Source organism: Aminobacterium sp. MB27-C1, from assembly GCF_030908405.1.
GTDB lineage: Bacteria > Synergistota > Synergistia > Synergistales > Aminobacteriaceae > Aminobacterium.
Window position 1 is genome coordinate 1,900,734 of record NZ_CP133089.1, and the last position, 17,983, is coordinate 1,918,716.

17 protein-coding genes and 3 tRNA genes are annotated in these 17,983 nt (G+C 42.1%); all 20 read right to left on the reverse strand.

The features are described 5' to 3' along the window. Positions 1–91: 91 nt before the first annotated feature. Positions 92–167 (reverse strand) — tRNA-Thr (locus RBH88_RS09235). Positions 168–181: 14 nt separating this feature from the next. Next, positions 182–267: transfer RNA gene (locus RBH88_RS09240), tRNA-Tyr, on the reverse strand. A gap of 18 nt (positions 268–285) precedes the next feature. After that, positions 286–361, reverse strand: a tRNA-Thr gene (locus RBH88_RS09245). 79 nt (positions 362–440) lie between these two features. Further along, the gene (locus RBH88_RS09250) at positions 441–740 is read right to left on the reverse strand and encodes a PG0541 family transporter-associated protein (RefSeq protein WP_213692156.1); all 300 of its coding nucleotides are present in this window, start codon (positions 738–740) and stop codon (positions 441–443) included. Further along, positions 737–3,850: an efflux RND transporter permease subunit gene (locus tag RBH88_RS09255; RefSeq protein WP_213692157.1), complete on the reverse strand. Its 3,114-nt coding sequence runs from the start codon at positions 3,848–3,850 to the stop codon at positions 737–739. The genes RBH88_RS09250 and RBH88_RS09255 overlap by 4 nt, the downstream gene beginning before the upstream one ends. Beyond that, positions 3,847–4,938, reverse strand: coding sequence for an efflux RND transporter periplasmic adaptor subunit (locus RBH88_RS09260; RefSeq protein ID WP_213699426.1), 1,092 nt, complete (start codon positions 4,936–4,938; stop codon positions 3,847–3,849). Before RBH88_RS09260 ends, RBH88_RS09255 begins: the two co-directional genes overlap by 4 nt. Before the next feature lie 11 nt (positions 4,939–4,949). Beyond that, positions 4,950–6,305 carry a TolC family protein gene (locus tag RBH88_RS09265; RefSeq protein WP_307879571.1) on the reverse strand — a complete coding sequence of 452 codons (1,356 nt, stop codon included), beginning with the start codon at positions 6,303–6,305 and terminating at the stop codon, positions 4,950–4,952. Beyond that, on the reverse strand, positions 6,295–6,903 hold the full coding sequence (locus RBH88_RS09270; protein WP_307879572.1) for a TetR/AcrR family transcriptional regulator: 609 nt from the start codon (positions 6,901–6,903) through the stop codon (positions 6,295–6,297). The genes RBH88_RS09265 and RBH88_RS09270 overlap by 11 nt, the downstream gene beginning before the upstream one ends. 124 nt (positions 6,904–7,027) lie before the next feature. Next, positions 7,028–8,386: a magnesium transporter gene (gene mgtE / locus RBH88_RS09275; protein WP_213691739.1), complete on the reverse strand. Its 1,359-nt coding sequence runs from the start codon at positions 8,384–8,386 to the stop codon at positions 7,028–7,030. A gap of 244 nt (positions 8,387–8,630) precedes the next feature. Further along, complete coding sequence (rpsI, locus tag RBH88_RS09280) at positions 8,631–9,026, reverse strand: 30S ribosomal protein S9 (RefSeq protein ID WP_213691738.1); 396 nt, start codon at positions 9,024–9,026, stop codon at positions 8,631–8,633. Positions 9,027–9,047: 21 nt separating this feature from the next. Continuing rightward, positions 9,048–9,482 (reverse strand): 50S ribosomal protein L13, encoded by a 435-nt coding sequence (gene rplM / locus RBH88_RS09285; protein ID WP_213691737.1) that lies wholly within the window; start codon positions 9,480–9,482, stop codon positions 9,048–9,050. Positions 9,483–9,644: 162 nt separating this feature from the next. Next, the gene (locus RBH88_RS09290; protein ID WP_213691736.1) at positions 9,645–10,688 is read right to left on the reverse strand and encodes a nicotinate phosphoribosyltransferase; all 1,044 of its coding nucleotides are present in this window, start codon (positions 10,686–10,688) and stop codon (positions 9,645–9,647) included. Positions 10,689–10,700: 12 nt separating this feature from the next. Next, the gene (secG, locus tag RBH88_RS09295) at positions 10,701–10,925 is read right to left on the reverse strand and encodes a preprotein translocase subunit SecG (RefSeq protein WP_213691741.1); all 225 of its coding nucleotides are present in this window, start codon (positions 10,923–10,925) and stop codon (positions 10,701–10,703) included. Positions 10,926–10,986: 61 nt separating this feature from the next. Further along, a complete protein-coding gene (rdgB, locus tag RBH88_RS09300) occupies positions 10,987–11,571 on the reverse strand; it encodes an RdgB/HAM1 family non-canonical purine NTP pyrophosphatase (RefSeq protein ID WP_213691735.1) in 585 nt (194 codons plus the stop codon). Next, positions 11,537–12,322, reverse strand: coding sequence for a ribonuclease PH (gene rph / locus RBH88_RS09305; protein WP_213691734.1), 786 nt, complete (start codon positions 12,320–12,322; stop codon positions 11,537–11,539). The genes rdgB and rph overlap by 35 nt, the downstream gene beginning before the upstream one ends. A 22-nt stretch (positions 12,323–12,344) precedes the next feature. Beyond that, positions 12,345–13,085: a GerMN domain-containing protein gene (locus tag RBH88_RS09310; RefSeq protein WP_213691733.1), complete on the reverse strand. Its 741-nt coding sequence runs from the start codon at positions 13,083–13,085 to the stop codon at positions 12,345–12,347. A 20-nt stretch (positions 13,086–13,105) separates the two neighbouring features. Further along, positions 13,106–14,713 (reverse strand): N-acetylmuramoyl-L-alanine amidase, encoded by a 1,608-nt coding sequence (locus RBH88_RS09315; protein WP_307879574.1) that lies wholly within the window; start codon positions 14,711–14,713, stop codon positions 13,106–13,108. Next, complete coding sequence (locus RBH88_RS09320) at positions 14,691–16,049, reverse strand: TldD/PmbA family protein (RefSeq protein WP_213696058.1); 1,359 nt, start codon at positions 16,047–16,049, stop codon at positions 14,691–14,693. The genes RBH88_RS09315 and RBH88_RS09320 overlap by 23 nt, the downstream gene beginning before the upstream one ends. A gap of 1 nt (position 16,050) precedes the next feature. Next, entirely contained in the window at positions 16,051–17,085 is a 1,035-nt protein-coding gene (ltaE, locus tag RBH88_RS09325; RefSeq protein WP_307879575.1) for a low-specificity L-threonine aldolase, read from the reverse strand. A 66-nt stretch (positions 17,086–17,151) separates the two neighbouring features. After that, on the reverse strand, positions 17,152–17,979 hold the full coding sequence (locus tag RBH88_RS09330; protein WP_307879576.1) for a PHP domain-containing protein: 828 nt from the start codon (positions 17,977–17,979) through the stop codon (positions 17,152–17,154). Positions 17,980–17,983: the final 4 nt, after the last annotated feature.

Sequence of the window (17,983 nt, forward strand, 5' to 3'; positions counted from 1 at the left end):
AAAGTAAAGAGTACGAATTGTTTTACTCTAAGCTATAGAAAGAAGCACAAAAAAAGGATCCCTGAAAACGTCAGGAATCCTTCCTAATCCATGGAGCCGACTTCCGGACTCGAACCGGAGACCCCATCCTTACCATGGATGTGCTCTACCTGCTGAGCTAAGTCGGCTTTTCACATATAAATGGTGGTGGGAGTAGGGTTCGAACCTACGTAGGCGAACGCCGGCAGATTTACAGTCTGCAGCCTTTGACCACTCGGCCATCCCACCACATTTTTAACTATTTACTGGAGCCGGCGCCCAGACTCGAACTGGGGACCTGCTGATTACAAGTCAGCTGCTCTACCAACTGAGCTACACCGGCTCGCCGCTGGTATATTATAGCGGGAGAAAATAATCTGTCAACACTTTTTGTCAACTCTTATTCTCAACGGAATATCATTCTACAGTACTTTTTCTGCTTCTGCAACAAAAGCTTTTATTCCAGCCTGATGTATATACGGTTCCTCAGCCAATTGCGCTAAACGTTCGTGTAAAAGGGCTACATCACATTCTTCGCAAAAGACCATAAATGCCCACTCTTTTCCAGGGAAGATAGCATCCCCCCAATGAGTCTTTCCATTCTTTCGATCTTTACAAAGAACATCTTTCCACACAAAATAGCCATCAAGCCCATTAGCGTCAAGAATTTCCATCAAATCTTCCGCTACGCTTTCATTGCAAAAAATCCAAAACATTTTCATGCTGTTTTCACCTGCCGCCCTTCTTCAAAACGCTTGGTTCGACGTAGTTTTTCTTCAAAAAGGCTGTAAATTACAGGAACAAGTACAAGCGTAACAATAGTCGATACAAGCAATCCTCCCATTACTGATATTGCCAAAGGCTGCCACAATTCAGCCCCTTGTCCACGGCTCACAGCCATAGGCAACATTCCAAAGAACGTTGTCAATGTTGTCATAAGAACAGGACGTAAACGGCGTTCTCCTGCCTCTAACAAAGCCTCGCGCAGTTTTAATCCTCTGGCACGAAGCAAGTTTATATAATCTACAAGAACTATGGCGTTATTGACGACTATTCCGATTAGCATAATGACCCCCAACAACCCCTGTAACGAGAGATACGTCCCCGTTAAAAGATAGGCAAAAGCAACACCCGTCAAAGCAAATGGTATGCTGAACATAATAATAAAGGGGTCAAGATATGCTTCATATTGCCCGGCCATGACCATGTAAACAAGAAGAACTCCCAAGAGGACAAGATATCCCATCTGCCTGAATGCATCGGCTTGTTCTTCCACTTCTCCGCCAAAGTTGATACGCACACCATGTGGAATCTCTACATTACGTATCATATCTCGCGCATCTTGTGTAACCTCACCTAATGACCGACCATGAACATTCGCCTCTACGATAATATACCGTTGCTTATTCTTTCGCTGTATTTCAGGCGGCCCTACGGTATCATCAAGACTGGCTATAGAGGAGAGACGAATAAGCTTTCCCGTAACACTTGGAACCATAAGACGATCAAGAATATCTCTGGAATCCCGCTGCTCATTGTTTAGGCGAATTCGAATAGGGTAGTCATCGTCACCTTCCCAATAACTTTCATTTGTCTCATATCCATAGTAGTAGGTTCGCAACGTTTGAGCTACAGCAGCAGTGCTGACTCCGGAAAGAGCGGCTTTTTCACGGTCTAATTCAACCCATACTTCTGGCCTGTTTTGTTTCTGGCTCAACGTTATATCGACAGCCCCTGGGATTTGAGCCAAGCTATCTTTTATTCGTGTTGCTGTGCTTAAAACTTCGCTCAGATTATCTCCATAAACTTCAATGTTTAGCGGTTTAGATCCTAAAAACATAGCTTTTATTGGAGATGTAACAATTACTGTCATTTTTTCAATTCCTGGTTTAGCTCTGAGCCATGAGCGCAATTCATTGGCTACGACAAAAGCGCTTCGATTTCTTTCTTTTTTAGGAACAAGCTTTATTCCCACTGTTCCTATATTGGGACCAGCTTCCTGACCTACGGCGACAGCATACCCCTTCTCATCTTTTCCATCGTAAGCATAAATGTTTGTTGCCTCGGGAATTGTCTCTTTGGCGTGCGCCATAATATCGTTCAAGAGAGCTGTCGTTTTTTCGAGTCGCGTTCCTTCAGGCAAGACAAAAGTAATTGAAATATCTCCCGTATCAGGTTCAGGAGTAAGCTCAGTTCCTATATAGCGGAATCCCCAAAAGGTCAAAACTAAAAGTAAAATGGCTACGGATACAACTTTTTTCCGATTATTTAAACTCCACGAAAGAATATTACGATACGTTTTTTCAAGCCAGACAAGACACCGTTCTGTAAATTTATGTATTCGAAATTGATCCTCTTCTCGTTTAAAAAAGCGGCTTCCCATCATAGGGATAAAAGAGAGACTTACGAAAAGAGACGCAACAACTGCTAAAACCATAACGATAGTAAGAGCAGAGAAGAATACACCAACAAGGCCAGAGATAAAGGCCAGAGGTAACAAAACAACAGCTGTTGTAAGGGTAGATGCAACAAGTGCAGATTGAACTTCTCTCGCTCCCAAAACGCTCGCAACAGACCGGCGCTCACCTAATTCAAGGTGATAAACAATTTGGTCAGTAGCAACAATAGAATTGTCAACTACCATTCCGCTGGCAACTGCAAGGGCCGATAAAGTGAAGATATTGATTGTATAGTCAAGCCATCCCATAACAATAAAAGTGATAATCAGTGAGAAGGGTATTGCCGAACAAATAATAAGTGAAGCAGGCAACCGTTTTAAAAAGGCCCAAGTCACTATAAACACCAAAAGAATTCCTACAAATAGTGACGATCCCAAATTCTTAATGGAATCCTGTATAAAATCAGCAGTATTGAGTCCCACGTAATATTGAACGTCAGAGGGAAACTCCCGAGCTTTCATTTCCTCCATTTTGGCCAATACCGAACGACTGACTTCCACTGTATTTGCGTCACTGTTTTTTAAAACGATAAGTATGACAGATCGTTGACCATCATGGAAACCTTCAATTTCTGTTTCTTTAAGGCCATCGACTATTGTCGCTACATCTTGTAAGTAAACAGGCCGCCCCCGTATAACACCAACAATAACTTTTTTAAGTTCATCTACAGATTTAAATCGTCCAGGAACACGAAGATAATACTCTACCTGATCTTCTTTCATTGATCCTGCTGGGATATTGATGTTTTCACTTTCAATAGCCTTGATTATTGTTTGAGTAGACAGCCCTAAAGCTTCGATTTTGTTTATATCGAGCTGAACTTGTATTTCTCGACGATCTCCTCCATAAATAAGAACCTCTCCCACTCCTGGAATCCGTGAAAGCGTTTCCGCTACTGTATTATCTGCGAAATGATAGAGACCCTGAAATGAGCTTCCCGCTGTAAGCGACATACTCAATACGGGAACTGTACCTGACGTAATTCTCAAAATTATCGGCTCTTCTGCATCGTCAGGAAGGTCTCGTTTTGCAAAATTAACAGCGTCACGTATATCCCCTACTTTTACATCAAGATCTTCTCCCCATTTAAACTTTACAGAGACGACAGAGAGATTATCCTGAGACTTAGAAAAAATTGTATCTACGCCTTCTATAATAGAAACCTGATTTTCTACAATTTTGCTTACTCGTTGTTCCACATCGCTTGCGGAAGCCCCTGGCCATGTTGTCAATATATTGATAACAGGGGGTTCAATTTCAGGCAATAAGTCTACTTTCAGAGTTGTAAATACCAACCCCCCCAAAAGTAATACTGCCAGAAAAACCATTAGTGTCGTAATTCGGCGTTTTACAGAAAATTCTGGTAACGTCATTTATGAACCACCTCAATAGCAACGCCTTCTGAAACTTTTTCTGACCTAGTCAAAATAACTTCGTCAGAAGAGGAAAGGCCATCAAGAATCTCAATCATTCCTTTTGACTCGTCCCCTAATGTTACATAACGCAATTCAGCCGTATCCTCTTTTGTTCGCACATAACATATGGATTGCCCAGTTCCAGCCATTTGTCCCACAGCTTCAAGAGGAAGGGCTAAACCTTCATGCGTTTCCAATTCAATAACTGTGCGGGCAAACATCCCCGGTTTTAATATTGAAAGGGAATCAAGCAACACCTCAACTTTTCCAGTTCGTGTCGCTGCATCAAGGGTTGGTGAAATTCGAGAGACAGAAGCCTCAAATTGCCTCCCCGGAAAAGCATCCAGCTGCAAAGAAGCTTTTTGACCAACTCGAACTCGAGGGTATACCTTTTCTGGAACGGAACCTACTGCCTTGACTTTCATATTCTTGGCTATCATGAAAGCAGGCGTTGACGACGTCGTATCGCCGGGATCTAGATTCCTTGCGGTGATAACTCCTGAAATAGGCGCTTCTATTTTGTGATAGCTTTTTAAAATTTTGAGTTGTTCAAGAGCTGCTTGAGCTTCTTTTACCTGTTTTTTAGATGTTTTGTACTCACCATCTATATGCTCAAAATGTTGCCTGCTAATAACTTCTTCTTTATAAAGTGCTGAGAAACGTTCAAAATCGTTTTTTACTGTCCGATAATAAATTTTAGCTTTCGATAGCGTCGCTGCCGCCTGATTAATCTGCTCACTTATCAAGCTCTCATCAAGTTCAGCCAGAATCGTACCCGCTTTAACTATGTCGCCTTCATTGACAAATACTCTTAAAACAGTTTTACCGGGAACCTTACACACTACAGCGGCTTCTTCCTCTGGTTCTAAAGTTGCTGCAAAATGAAGCTTTTCAGTAAAAAGCTTTGTTTCGGGAGAAACCGTTTCTACTTTAATTCGCTCTCGTTCAATAGGCTGTTGCTCTAGCTGATGTTGTTGATAAGCACGAAAACCTATGAGCCCAAGAAAAAGAATGACAATACTGAAGAGCAATAACACTTTTTTCATCGAAACCACTCCTATTCCCTATTCTCCGCAACCATATGGTTAGAACCAATTGAGTATAAAAGCTCAGATTCAGATGTATATGTGTCATATACAGCATCAACAAGTTGGGTTCGTGCGTTAGTTAACGCAACTCTGGCATCAAGCACATCAATGTTTGTTCCAACCTGTGCTCCATACCGCTTCAACGCCATTCGGTAGTCTTCTTCTGCACTTTCTACTTGCTTCTGAGCTACATTGATACGTTGCATCGCTGACTCAAGATTTAACTTTGCAACTGAAACTTCAAGACAAATTTGCTTTTTAAAATCTTCTGCTCTGTAAAGAAATTCATCAGCAGCAGCTCGTGCTTCTTTAGCTTTCGACTTACTCGCTCCTCCATCAAAGAAGGTCCACAAGGCTGTAACAGATATTTTCCAATCATCTTTTTCACTTGGGAAAAAGGTATCGTCTACAACGTAACTTTCAGCTTGCAACACTACCTGAGGACGTCCTTCTGCTGATGCCGCCTGAGCCAAAGCAAGAGAAGATTTAAGAGCATAGTCTAGAGCTTTCAGTTCAGCTCTTTGTTGTAGTGCTACATCTAGTGGTTTCTCTGGAATATATACATTTTTTACACTCTCTTCAGGAGTTGAAAGAACATATTTTTCTCGAAGAGAAGAACCAACGGCCCTTTCTAGAGCATTCCATGCCACATCTACAGCATTAACAGCACGAATGCGGTTTAATTCTGCTTCTGAAACATCCACGTCAACTCTGAGAAGCTCGTTCTTAGCCACTACTCCATGTTTATAAAAAGACTCGACTTGTTTTAAGTGCTCTTGTGATAAGTCCCAAACATCTTCAGCTATAACCAATTTAGCTCTGGCTCTTTGTAAATTATATAAAGCCTTTAAAACATTATTTTGTACTGTTTGAGAAACTCTGGTCTCTTGAGCCTTGGCTCCCTCAAAGGCAAGCTTTTGACTCCGTATCGAATTCTCAACTCCTCCGCTGCTATAAAGCAAGTAGTTGAGAGAAATAGCAGCTCTGTATGTTTTTTCAAAACCGGCAACAGCTCTACCTGTAGGAGCCGGACTGCCATTCAAATAGACGGGATACCAAAGAGCTTCTTTTTCTTGTTGATATGTTATAGATGTTGATAACTGTGGAAGCTGTGAAGCTTTTATTCCCTCAAAACGAGCTTGTGCTTGTTTTACCCTTTCTGCCTCGGCAGCTAACACAGGATTATTTTTTTGAGCTAGTTCTAACACTAGAGATTCAGTGAGGACTTGAGGACTTTGCGCCCAAAGCTTTCTCTCGCATGAAAGGACCAGAACAAAAATAGCCACCACTAAAATAAAAAAAGAAAATATTCTGTTATGGCGCATATGACGCCCCTCCCTTAAGAATACGCAAAACAATAAATTTCCAAGAACGTTTAGCTTCTTCGGCAGAGTATATTGTTCCCAAATTGACTAGTACTCCCGAAAGAAAGCTTTCAAAGAGCCGAATTAACTCCTTCACAGTTAATTCACCTGCTCCATTTTTAAGCTTGGGATACATTCGTATAAGGGTTGATTCAAGCTCTTCTACCAAAGAAGCGCTAATTGACTTATTGAGCTCCAGAATTTCCTTATTTCCCCTTATGGATTCAAGAGCCATATGAACGCTGAACATACGCCAAATTTTATCGTTCATCATTGCATCAATAAGCTGTTCACCCCTCCGAATAAAGAGTCCATCACGTTCTTCTGGTTCTTCCGCTTCAGATGGGAGCATAATACCCCTAATCCGTTCTACCTCCTGTTTTAACACCTCTCTGTAAAGGTCAAGTTTCCCCGGGAAATGCCAATATAAGGCTCCCTTACTCAACCCGGCTTCTCTTACTATGACATCAATACTCGTTCCGTAAAAACCTTTTTCTGCAAAATGTTTACGAGCTATATCTAATATATGCGTTCGTGTATCTTGTGCGTTATCCTTCACGGATTCACCTCCCGACCGTTTAGTATGTTATGATATATACAACATACCGAACGGTCTGTCAATATTAAGCATATAAAAAAAGGGGTGCTTTATAAAGCACCCCTTTTAACATTTTCTCTGATTTTCACGAAAGGGATAAAATATTTTTTGCTATTTCAAAATAGACGATTAGCCCAAATACATCGACGATAGTTGTAATAAAGGGACCAGACATAATGGCAGGGTCGATACGCACCATTCGGGCTATAAAAGGTAAGAGTGTCCCAGCAAGATTTCCAAGTAAAACTACGGCAACAATAGCAAAAGCTACAGTTAAGGCTACGCCATATCCTGTATGAAGCATATATGCCCGAACTAAGCCTAAAACGGCTAAAGCTGCGCCTAATAAGATTCCTGTTAGCGCTTCTCTACAAATAACTTTTCCTATATCTTTCCATTCAATATCACCAAGGGTAAGACCTCTTATTACGAGAGTGGAGGCCTGCGTTCCAGCATTTCCACCTGTACCAATAAGCAAAGGGATAAAAAAGGTTAAAGCAACGACACTTTGCAAAGCAAAAGAATATCGTTTTAAAACAACAGATGTCATTGCCTCCGTTAATATACAAATGAAAAGCCACATAAAACGTTTTTTAGCCAACGTAAAAATACTCGCATCAAGATAATTCTCTTCTACAGGCTGAATACCAGCCATACGTTCAAAGTCTTCCGTTGCCTCTTCCTCAATAATATCGAGAATATCGTCAAAGGTAATAATACCGACAAGGCGCTTCTCATTATCGACTATAGGGATAGCCTGTAAGTCATATTTCGACATTATCTGAGCAACTTCCTCCTGGTCGGTTGTTGTTGTTGCATATATAGGGTCGTCCATAAGGGCTGCCACTGTAGTATGAGGTTCAGCCATTATGAGCGTTTCTAAATCGACAACCCCTTTCAGGTATCGCTGGGTATCAACAACAAAACATGTATAAATAGTCTCTTTACTTCGTGCTTGCTTACGGATTCTCTCAATAGCCTGCTCTGTTGTCATTTCTTCCTTTAAATCTATATATTCAGGAGTCATTATTCGTCCGGCAGAGCTCGCTGGATAGTTCAAAAGCATATTAGCAACCTTACGTTCATCTGAAGAAAGACGTAATAACAATCTTTTAACAGTCTTTGCAGGTAACTCATCAAAAAGAGCTGTTCTGTCATCATCAGACATTTCTTCCATAATCTCTGATACTTCCGCATCAGTGAAATGGTTCAGCATTTCTTCTATTTCAGTGCTATCCATAAACTCAAACACGTCAATAGCCTGATCTTTTGCCAGCAACCTGAAAAGAAAGACCCTTTCTACAGGAGGTTTTTCTCCCAAAATTTCAGCAACATCAGCTGGCTCAATAGTGCTTAGAAGCTCTTTTAAGCTTTTAAATTTTTTGCTAAGGAATAATTTATCGATGCTCTCGAGGAATTTGTGGTGCAAATTATCCACTGGCATCTCCCCCTTTGTTCCTATATTTTTTTAAAGGGTGAGAAACAGGTCACACCCGACGGGCGCCGGGCGCTATCAAACCTGCAATGAGGGATAATAGAACGAACTCGACGCCTGTTAGTTCATGAGAAACCTTATAAAACTACACGATAAAGGGACTATACCGCTATCCATGTTACACCTCTTTTAAAAGAACATACGGGGCATTGCATATGAAAACACCCCGTATGTTTTTCTTTTCGTAAAGTAATTAACGTTTGGAGAACTGTCGCAGTCCTCGGGCACCCTTCTGACCGAATTTCTTTCTTTCGACCATACGAGGATCTCGGGTAAGATACCCTGCCTTTTTAAGAACGGGACGAAGTTCTGGATTTAGCTTAAGAAGGGCTCTGGCAATACCAAGGCAAACCGCTCCGGCCTGGCCGGTAAGACCGCCTCCATTAGCCCTGACAAAAACATTGACTTTTCCTTCTACGCCAGCAGTTTTTAAAGGAGCTAAAGCATGTACCTGCCATACGTCGCGGGGGAAATAGTCTTCAACTGTTCTTTCATTAATTTTTATAGTTCCATCGCCCGGGCAAACTCTCACGCGAGCAATAGCATTTTTACGTCTTCCTGTACCCCAAAAATAGGAAGGAGTTGGCATTCTTTTTCCTCCTTTCTTATATTAAATGTCAAGAGTAACTGGCTGTTGTGCTTCGTGAGGATGATTGGCTCCCGCATAGACCTTAAGTTTCCGCTGGAAATTAAGGCGTGTCTTGGAAGGAAGCATCCCTTTCACAACAAGCTCGACAAGTCGCTCTGGTCTTTTCGCCATGATTTCACCGTAGGTCTGGCTTTTAATTCCGCCAGGATATCCTGTGTGGTGATATCTTTTAGCATTCATCAGCTTATTACCAGTCAACTTTACTTTATCCGCATTGATAACAATCACGAAATCTCCACAATCAACATGTGGGGTATAGGTCGCTTTATGTTTCCCCATCAGTATTCTAGCTATTTTGACAGCTAGTCTTCCCAATGGTTTATCGGTGGCATCTACTACATACCACTCACGCGCAACTTTGTCGCGAGTAGCCATGTAGGTACGATTGCTCGCCATGCTCATTTCCTCCTTTATACTTCAATTCAAATATATAGGGAAAAGCCCCAAAGGACACTCATAGACACGAAACTGTTTCTTTATAGTCGCATCTGGGAATGGTGGCGGCACTCCCACTAAAAGGAAACGTTTCTATATTCTAGAAGCATCCGTAGAACTTACTTATTTTACACGTTTTAGCTTAGAATTTTCAATAATCCCTGGCAATCTTCCTCGTTTTGCTATAGGAATTCCATCGATAACCTTCAAATCCATGGTCATATCTCGAGGAGTTCCATGAGCAATATAACTTCCAACGCCAAAAGAATCAACACCCGCTTCAGAAAGAATTCTAATTCGCTCTGGATTAAGGCCGCCTGAAGCAATAATTTTCACATGTGAAAATCCTGCTATATCTAAACGATACCGAACTTCTTTTACAAGCTCAGGTGTTACTCCGCCTCGTTCGCCGGGGGTATCGAGACGAACTCCAAAAAGACGGTCTCCGAGAGCACGAGCTACACGAAGCGACTCTTCAGCTTCATCTTTAAATGTATCGATAAGAACGATCCTCGGTTCCCCTTCCGGAACCTCTTGGTCATAATACTTGGCTAATTCAACGGTGTCTCCCACAATAAGAACTGCAGCGTGAGGAACTGTTCCTGTCGGCTCATGCCCAGCTAATTTGGCTCCTAACATGCAACTCGCACCGGAACAACCACCAACAGCGACAGCCACTCTTTCCATTACTGGAGCAATAGCAGGATGGACGTGTCTTGCACCAAAGCAAAGAACCGGCCTTCCTTCCGCAGCTTCAACGCACTGACGGGCAGCCGTTGCCCACCCACTGGAACTTGCCAAAATTCCGAGAAGAACCGTTTCGTATAGACCGAACTCGGAATAAGCCCCGCTTATTCTCATAACAACTTCTTTAGGAGCGAAAGTATCTCCTTCTTGTAATGAAGAGACAGAAACGTTTTTACTCTGCAAAATTCGCATTGCCTCTGGAAGTCCTGCAAAAACACCATTACCACGAGCAAAAAACTCCGCTACAACCGGAGTATTATCTTTTCCAGCTCGATGGAGCACATCTTTTGTTTTCAAAAAATAGACATCGGAGGTCAATCCACTCAAAATTTCTTCGTGCGTTGCACTATAAAAGCGATCTGTATCGACCGTAATAGAAGAAAGATCGTCGAGGGAATTTAAGTTCCCGTTTTTGGTCATACCTATTCTCCTTTATTTTGTCATTATTACAAGTACAAGAGAAGTTAACATGAAAAGGCCGGTTAACACAACCGTTATTTTCGTCAAGCCACTCAAACGCTGCCACTGACTTCCACCCATATCCGACTGGGTTCCTCCTCCAAAGATGCCGGAGAATCCGCCTTCTTTACGCTGTTGAAGAAGAACTACTCCCATTAAGGCAATACTCAAAAGGATATGAACTATGCCAAGAAACATTCTCACTTACTACACCCCCTACACAATAAGGCACCCAAAATCCAAACAGTAGATTATTCTATCACATTTGTTGTTGAAGAATATGTATTAATTGATAAGAAGCTATAGCTCTATGTGAAATACGAGCTTTTATTTTATCAGGAAGATCAGCAAATGGACTATCAAACCCCTGAGGAATAAAGAGTGGATCGTAACCAAATCCACCTTCTCCTTGTTGTTCCTCTGCAATTTTTCCCCAACACTCGCCTTCCGTTATTATAGTATGCCCCTCTTCAGGAAAACAGAGAGCAAAAGCAGCTACATATTTTGCTGTTCGATCTTCTTTCCCTTCAAGAGATTGAAGAAGCCACTTATTCCTCGCCTCGCTGGAAGCAGCAACTCGAGCAGAAAAAATACCAGGTTTCCACTGCAGGGCGCGAACTTCAAGACCGCTATCGTCAGCTAAAGAAGGCATACCGCTTGCTTCCGCCCACGCCGCAGCTTTCAGATAAGCATTCCCCATATATGTCTGGTATGTTTCGTCCACATCAAGAGATAGACGTTCTGGACCAAAAACAAGATTTATCTGCAAGGGGGCAAGTAAAGCGACAACTTCTTCGTATTTATTACGATTACTGCTGGCAAAAAGAACAGATCTCACCAACACAAGCCTGTCGCTCCTCTTCCGTAATATCAAGAACTGCTACCTGATGCTGCATTATCGATTGAAGTCCTTCTTCTGCCAAGTCGAGCATTGCATTGAGTTCGTCTCTAGCAAAAATTCCCTGCTCACCTGTCCCTTGAATTTCTATAAGCTCTTTATTGCCATTCATTACAACATTACAATCGACTTCAGCTCTGCTGTCTTCCTCGTAACAAAGATCCAAACAAAGACCGTTTTGTATTTTGCCAACGCTGACAGCACCAATAAAAGATTTAAGCGGCAATGTATTTATTTTTTTATTTTCCCTTAAATATCTCAGGGCATCAAACAATGCAATAAAAGCTCCAGATATGGCAGCGGTACGAGTTCCACCATCAGCTTGAATAACATCACAGTCTAGCCAGATCGTTCTTTCTCCCAAAAGAGAAAGATCAACTGCAGCACGTAAAGAACGCCCTATAAGACGCTGAATTTCTTGGCTTCTTCCGTTAATCGTTCCCTTAGTGGTGCTTCTCGTTGTTCTTTCAGCAGTAGCCCGAGGCAACATGGCATATTCTGCAGTAATCCACCCCTGGCCGCTCCCTTTCAAAAAGGATGGAATTTTTTCTTCAACAGAGGCTGTACAAATAACCTTAGTTTGGCCAAAACAGGCTAAAACTGACCCTTCGGCATAGCATGTGTATCCACGCTCAAAAGTTATTGGGCGCATGTCGTTGAACTTTCTACCATCACTTCGTACATAAATATTTTCCATAATAATGCGTTGATCCTTCCTTTTACGAACGAATTTCCCAAGGAACCGAAAGATTTACAGGCGCGCCGCTCTGAGGAACTTTCCCCTCTACGAGAAATCTCACTTTTGCAACTGGAGAGAAACTCTCTTTCACCGTCTGCACGATCCCCGTTATAAGCAGAGTACTTGTCTGCTCCCCTAGAGCATTAAGTGAAGCCATAAAGGCATTATTTACATTAAGATATGCCGTATCTCCATTTCTAAAAACATGTTGAACGCTCACTCCGCGCAATGGATCGCCGCACTCTTCAAAAAGTTTCGCAATAAGACGCTTCATGTCATCTTCCATAATGCTTGAAACTACAACTGCATCTTTTTTAACGATATTTCCGTCTATAGGAATATAGATAGGAAAGGTTACCTTTCTTCCTACAGTTGAGTCTGCTGCCAAAAATTCCGAAAGCTCCTGCTGATTCTCAACAACATCACTCTGGTTTACCAAATTTTTCTTATTCAAAAGATCCAACGTAAAAGATGTTCCCCAATAACCCACTCCAAAAAACAAAAAGACAATAGCAACCCACGCTATGATACGAAAGACCATGGGAGCTTTATGTGTCGATGTCTCTTCTGCATACCTCCGCCCACGCTTAGAACGAGGCTTTGTCTTTGATAACTCCGCTTGTCTATCTAAATTACGACGAATTTGCAAATCATCTTCAAAATCGTCAGAAAAACGATCTTCTTTACGAACCATGTTGTATAGCGCTAACGCGCCACACACCTCCTCTCACATCTCCTATTTTATCGGCCTCCATTGAAGTAGGCCTCTACCCCTTGCGCAATAGCTTCGGCAAACTGTCTTTGAAAAGACGTAGAAGCAAGCTTTTTCGCTTCACTTCGTTCAGTAATAAAACCTGTTTCTATGAGCACTGCCGGCATCGAAGCACCACGCAAAACAAAAAATGGGGCCTGCGCAACTCGTCTCATATTTAAACGATTATTTTTTCCTGCTTTAAATAGATATTCCGCTACGTCAGTACTATCACTAATTTTAGCGTTTTGCTGCATATTTCCAAGAATATTCAAAAGCATTTTTGTCTTTTTATCAACTTGTGCTGAACTCTCACTACCATTATCGCCTGTCAACTCTCGGTTTTCAATTAAAGCCAACTGCATTGCGTCTTTATCTGTAGGCAAAGCCATAATGTATATTTCCGTGCCAGTCGCATGCCTGCCTTTAGGTAAAGCATTGGCATGAATACTGATAAACATATCAGCTTCCCAATTATTCGCCAACTCAGTACGCTCTCTCAACTTTAGATAAATATCTGTGCTTCGAGTCAAACGCACATCAAAACCTCGTTTTTTAATACTCTCCGCTAATAATTTCGAAAACTGAAGGTTTAAATTCTTTTCTCTCAAGCCGTTTGAAACGGCGCCAGGATCTTTCCCCCCATGACCAGGGTCAACAACAATGAGGGGTTTTTTTGATTTCTTCTGAGGTGGCACAGCAACACGTTGAGGAACAGAAACATTCTGAGATTCAGGAATATTCCCGCCAGGTGCTGTTATTTCCAGAATTTCTTTCTGTTTTTCGGGGAATATGTCAACCACCAATCGCGTCGGATTAGGAAGGGTAAAGATGTTCATTTTCCCGCCCTGAACGGAATGCAAGGATACTATATATTTCCCATTTAAAGTATTCATTTTGACAGATACATCTTGAGGATACGGAGAAGAAAGATCGTTTTGAGAAAGACTCGAACCAGAGAAAACAATAGAAACCGACGTATCTACCTCTTTTGCTTTAGGTTCGGCCACACCCAAATAGTCAAAAACTACCCTAATTTTTTCTTCATAACGTCCCCATCTCAGCGACTTTAGCTCACATGTCGGTTGCTGAACCGGTTGCTGAATCGCTGGCTTAATTTCTTCTTGAAGAGGTTGAAGCTCTTCTATAACAACAGGAATATCAGAAGCCCCCATCCACGATAGCGTAGATTTATCCCCCGCTGCCTGATATAAAGATTGAAGAATTTTCATGGCAGATCGAGAATCAAGCCACCAATGTCCATTTTCCAAAACGGGTGCTGAGGCTGTCGGTAGAAGCTGAACATTCAACCATACTGCTGTAGCTTTATGAACAAGTTGTAACTTATTGTTTTTGTAATAAATCAAAAGTGTATCTTCTTTTTGCTCCAAATCAAGCTGTAGAAGTCTCACCATAGTCCCAATAGAAACCATGGTCAATCTGCCTTGTTCTTTTATTGGAACGTCTCCAAGGACACGACCGTTAAGAGCCAAATTCCATCCCGTCGAAGACATCGCCGAATCGGAAATAAAAACAAGTGCTGTTATAAGAAAAATAAAAATAAATATAAATTTTTTACAAACCTGCCGCTGTAACATTATCGATCACCATCGTACATCCCCCAATATCGCCAAAAAAGGAAAGATCGCCCCCTACTAAAACGATACGATTCAACAAATCAAGTAAATTCCCAGCTATTGTCATTCCTGCAATAGGACGATCAAGGAGGCCTTCAAAGAGACGTACTCCTTTTATTCCAAGGGAAAAATCCCCACTTACAGGATTAACTGTATGAAGTCCAAGAAGCTCTGTTACATAAAGTCCATTCTGAACAGAATGGAAAATTTCCTCAGGTGAGAGCGTCCCCGGTTCCATATAAAGATTGGAAATATCCACATCAGGAAGAGAGGAGAAACTTCTTGCCCCATTTCCTGTAGAACGTACCCCATCTTTTCGAGCATATTTAAGGTTATAGAGAAAAGCTTCCACTATACCTTCTTTCATCACAACCGTTTTCTGACAAGGAACGCCCTCTCCATCGAAAGGAGAGGTTCCAAGTTTCCGTGGCATAAGACCATCATCTATGAGAGAAAGAAGAGGGCTGGCAACTTTTTTCCCGAGTTTCCCTTTGTAAAGGGAACGATTTTTATGGACGTTTGAAGCACAAAAAAGATCCCCAATGACAGAAAGCAGTGATGATGAAACCTCTGGAGAAAAAATCAAAGTATATTTTTTAGTAGGGAGAGGCGTTCCCCCCAATGTATAGGCTGTCTGTTTCACAGCCTTTTCCGCTATCTTTTGAAGAGAACAATCTTCAAGAAAACGAAACTCTTCCCCAAAACCCCCCATCTCCATATGTTCGCCGTCGCTCATAACAAGGCTAACACCAGCAGCAAGAGCCGTTCCTTCATACCATCCATATATACCTGCAGAGGACATATAAAAAGTATCCCCTTGCCCATCGGCCCATGAAGCACTTCGTACAGAAACAACCCGAGAGTCCTTTTCTCTTACATAACGAGTCATTTCATTACACCACTCCATACGCTGTTCTGGTGTGATTGACTGAACAGCATCATCTTTGAGCTCTAATTCTTCCGAATAGGAGGGGGCGTCTTCATAAAGAACAACCCACGGATCGGGTTCAACCAGAGAACAATTGTGCAAGCTCCAATCGACAAGTTGCTGTAACGCCACTTTATTTATGGCATTAACATGTGCTACACCCTGACGACCTTCCCCATCAAGAACGCGCAGTCCAATACCTGTAATACAGCCTGAATTATTCTGCTCCGGTTTCCCATCTCGAAGAGATAAGGAAGAATTACATCCTGAATAATAGAGGACATCGGCCCCAGACGCTCCTTTTTTTGTTGCTTCGTCTATTAGAAATTCTGAACAGTGAACTATCTCATCATACCAAGGGACAACCATTCTATTGTCTAACCTCTTCGACTATAATATCTGCGGCCGCCACGGCTTGTTCCCTAGAAACATCAAGATGAGTTACAAGACGTATACGCCGCTCTCCCATTGCCGTAAAAAATACGCCTCTCTTTGAGCAACGATCTATCAACATATCTGCGGTAAGATCACCTTCAGGTAAAGAGAAGAAGATCATGTTTGTCCGCTTACCATTATTCTCTACAGCTATGCCTGCTGCTTCAAGTATCTGAGCAACAAGACTGGCATTATCATGGTCTTCTTTCAAATGTTCAATATTATGTTCTAAAGCGTAGAGGCCAGCTGCTGCAATAACTCCAGCCTGCCGCATTCCTCCACCTACACGTTTCCTCCAATGGCGCGCTCTTTCTATAAAATTGCGAGAGCCGCAAATAATACTCCCAACAGGAGCCCCAAGCCCCTTTGATAAGCAAAGCTGCACAGAATCAACGAGAGTTGTATAAGCAGAAACATTTGTTTCCCACGCTGTAGCAGCATTGAAAAGCCGTGCGCCATCTAAATGAATGGATAGCCCGAGTTCTCGAGCCTTGCAAGCTGTTTGGGCAAAGACGTCAGGAGAAAGAGCTATTCCACCACATTTATTGTGAGTGTTTTCAAGACAAAGAAGCTTGGCAGGAGCAAAATGAACGTTGAGAGGAAGACATTTCTCTTGAACAGCCTCCGGGCTCGGAATCCCCACAGAGTCATCTACAAGCATAGGAAATAATCCGCCGAGAACGGATAGACCGCCACCTTCGTAATTATTGATATGAGAATAGGTCCCAAGAATGACACCATCTCCTCGATTGCCGTGAGTCAGAAGAGAAACAAGGTTCCCCATAGTTCCAGAGACTGCAAATAAAGCCGCCTCTTTTCCTGTTAGTTGGGCAGCCTTTTCTTCTAGTTTTATGACTGTGGGATCTTCTCCATAGACGTCATCTCCTACTTCAGATTCATACATTGCTCGACGCATGGCTTCACTAGGTTTTGTCACTGTGTCACTTTTTAGATCGATGGGAAAGTGCATCTCTATTCTCCTCCTTACATCATTTAGACTCTTTCGTTAACCTTATCACGTTATACTACCATTTATCTACAGGGATATACCTAAACGCGCCCAAGGTAAGAAATCAGTCTTTACACGAATCCCCATTGACACACTGGGTCTATTCGTTCCGTGAAAATCTGAACCTGCCGTAGTAAAGAGATCCATCTCTTTTGCAATACGAAGATACTGAAATATTTGTTGTGAAGAATGGCTGGGGGAAAGACACTCTATTCCCCATAAACCTAAAGATTTTAATTGTTTCAAAATATCGACAAGAACACCATAATCATCTGTCGTTTGGGCAGGATGAGCTAAAACAGCCACTCCATCCGCTTTTTGTATAACATCAATACAAACTTCAGGGGAAAGACGATAGCGAGGAACGTATGCAGAAGCATCGTGGCCAAGATATCTGTCAAAGGCCTGCCACATATTCTGAACATATCCTTTTTTAATGAGGACTCTTGCAATATGCGGACGCGCTACTACATCTCCGTTGGCTTCTGCTCTTACTTCTTCGATAGAAACAGACATCCCCAGTTTCTGAAGCTTTTCACATATTTTTATGTTTCTTTCGTCTCGTCCTTCTCGCAAATCTTTCATATGTTTTTGGAAGAGAGGAGATTCAACGTTAATCCTATATCCAAGAATATGCATAACGCCATTAAACTCTGCTGAAAGCTCTACTCCCGAAACTCCACGCACTCCCAATTTATTGCAAGCTGTTAAAAATTCATTTACACCTTCCGTGGTGTCATGATCTGTTAAACTCATGACAGACAATCCTCGCCTTTTTCCTCTGACCACAAGATCCCGAGGAGCAAGAGTTCCATCGGAACTGGTACTATGAAGATGTAAATCAATGAAAATCATCTTG

Excerpts from the sequence above, each read along its gene's own strand:
- RBH88_RS09330 (WP_307879576.1), bottom strand. The coding sequence starts at position 17,979 with ATGATTTTCATTGATTTACATCTTCATAGTACCAGTTCCGATGGAACT.
- RBH88_RS09250 (WP_213692156.1), bottom strand. The coding sequence starts at position 740 with ATGAAAATGTTTTGGATTTTTTGCAATGAAAGCGTAGCGGAAGATTTG.
- RBH88_RS09320 (WP_213696058.1), bottom strand. The coding sequence starts at position 16,049 with ATGGTTGTCCCTTGGTATGATGAGATAGTTCACTGTTCAGAATTTCTA.
- mgtE (WP_213691739.1), bottom strand. The coding sequence starts at position 8,386 with ATGCCAGTGGATAATTTGCACCACAAATTCCTCGAGAGCATCGATAAA.
- RBH88_RS09260 (WP_213699426.1), bottom strand. The coding sequence starts at position 4,938 with ATGAAAAAAGTGTTATTGCTCTTCAGTATTGTCATTCTTTTTCTTGGG.
- RBH88_RS09255 (WP_213692157.1), bottom strand. The coding sequence starts at position 3,850 with ATGACGTTACCAGAATTTTCTGTAAAACGCCGAATTACGACACTAATG.
- ltaE (WP_307879575.1), bottom strand. The coding sequence starts at position 17,085 with ATGCACTTTCCCATCGATCTAAAAAGTGACACAGTGACAAAACCTAGT.
- rph (WP_213691734.1), bottom strand. The coding sequence starts at position 12,322 with ATGGAAAATATTTATGTACGAAGTGATGGTAGAAAGTTCAACGACATG.
- RBH88_RS09290 (WP_213691736.1), bottom strand. The coding sequence starts at position 10,688 with ATGACCAAAAACGGGAACTTAAATTCCCTCGACGATCTTTCTTCTATT.
- rpsI (WP_213691738.1), bottom strand. The coding sequence starts at position 9,026 with ATGCCAACTCCTTCCTATTTTTGGGGTACAGGAAGACGTAAAAATGCT.
- RBH88_RS09265 (WP_307879571.1), bottom strand. The coding sequence starts at position 6,305 with ATGCGCCATAACAGAATATTTTCTTTTTTTATTTTAGTGGTGGCTATT.
- RBH88_RS09315 (WP_307879574.1), bottom strand. The coding sequence starts at position 14,713 with ATGTTACAGCGGCAGGTTTGTAAAAAATTTATATTTATTTTTATTTTT.
- secG (WP_213691741.1), bottom strand. The coding sequence starts at position 10,925 with ATGTTTCTTGGCATAGTTCATATCCTTTTGAGTATTGCCTTAATGGGA.
- rplM (WP_213691737.1), bottom strand. The coding sequence starts at position 9,482 with ATGGCGAGCAATCGTACCTACATGGCTACTCGCGACAAAGTTGCGCGT.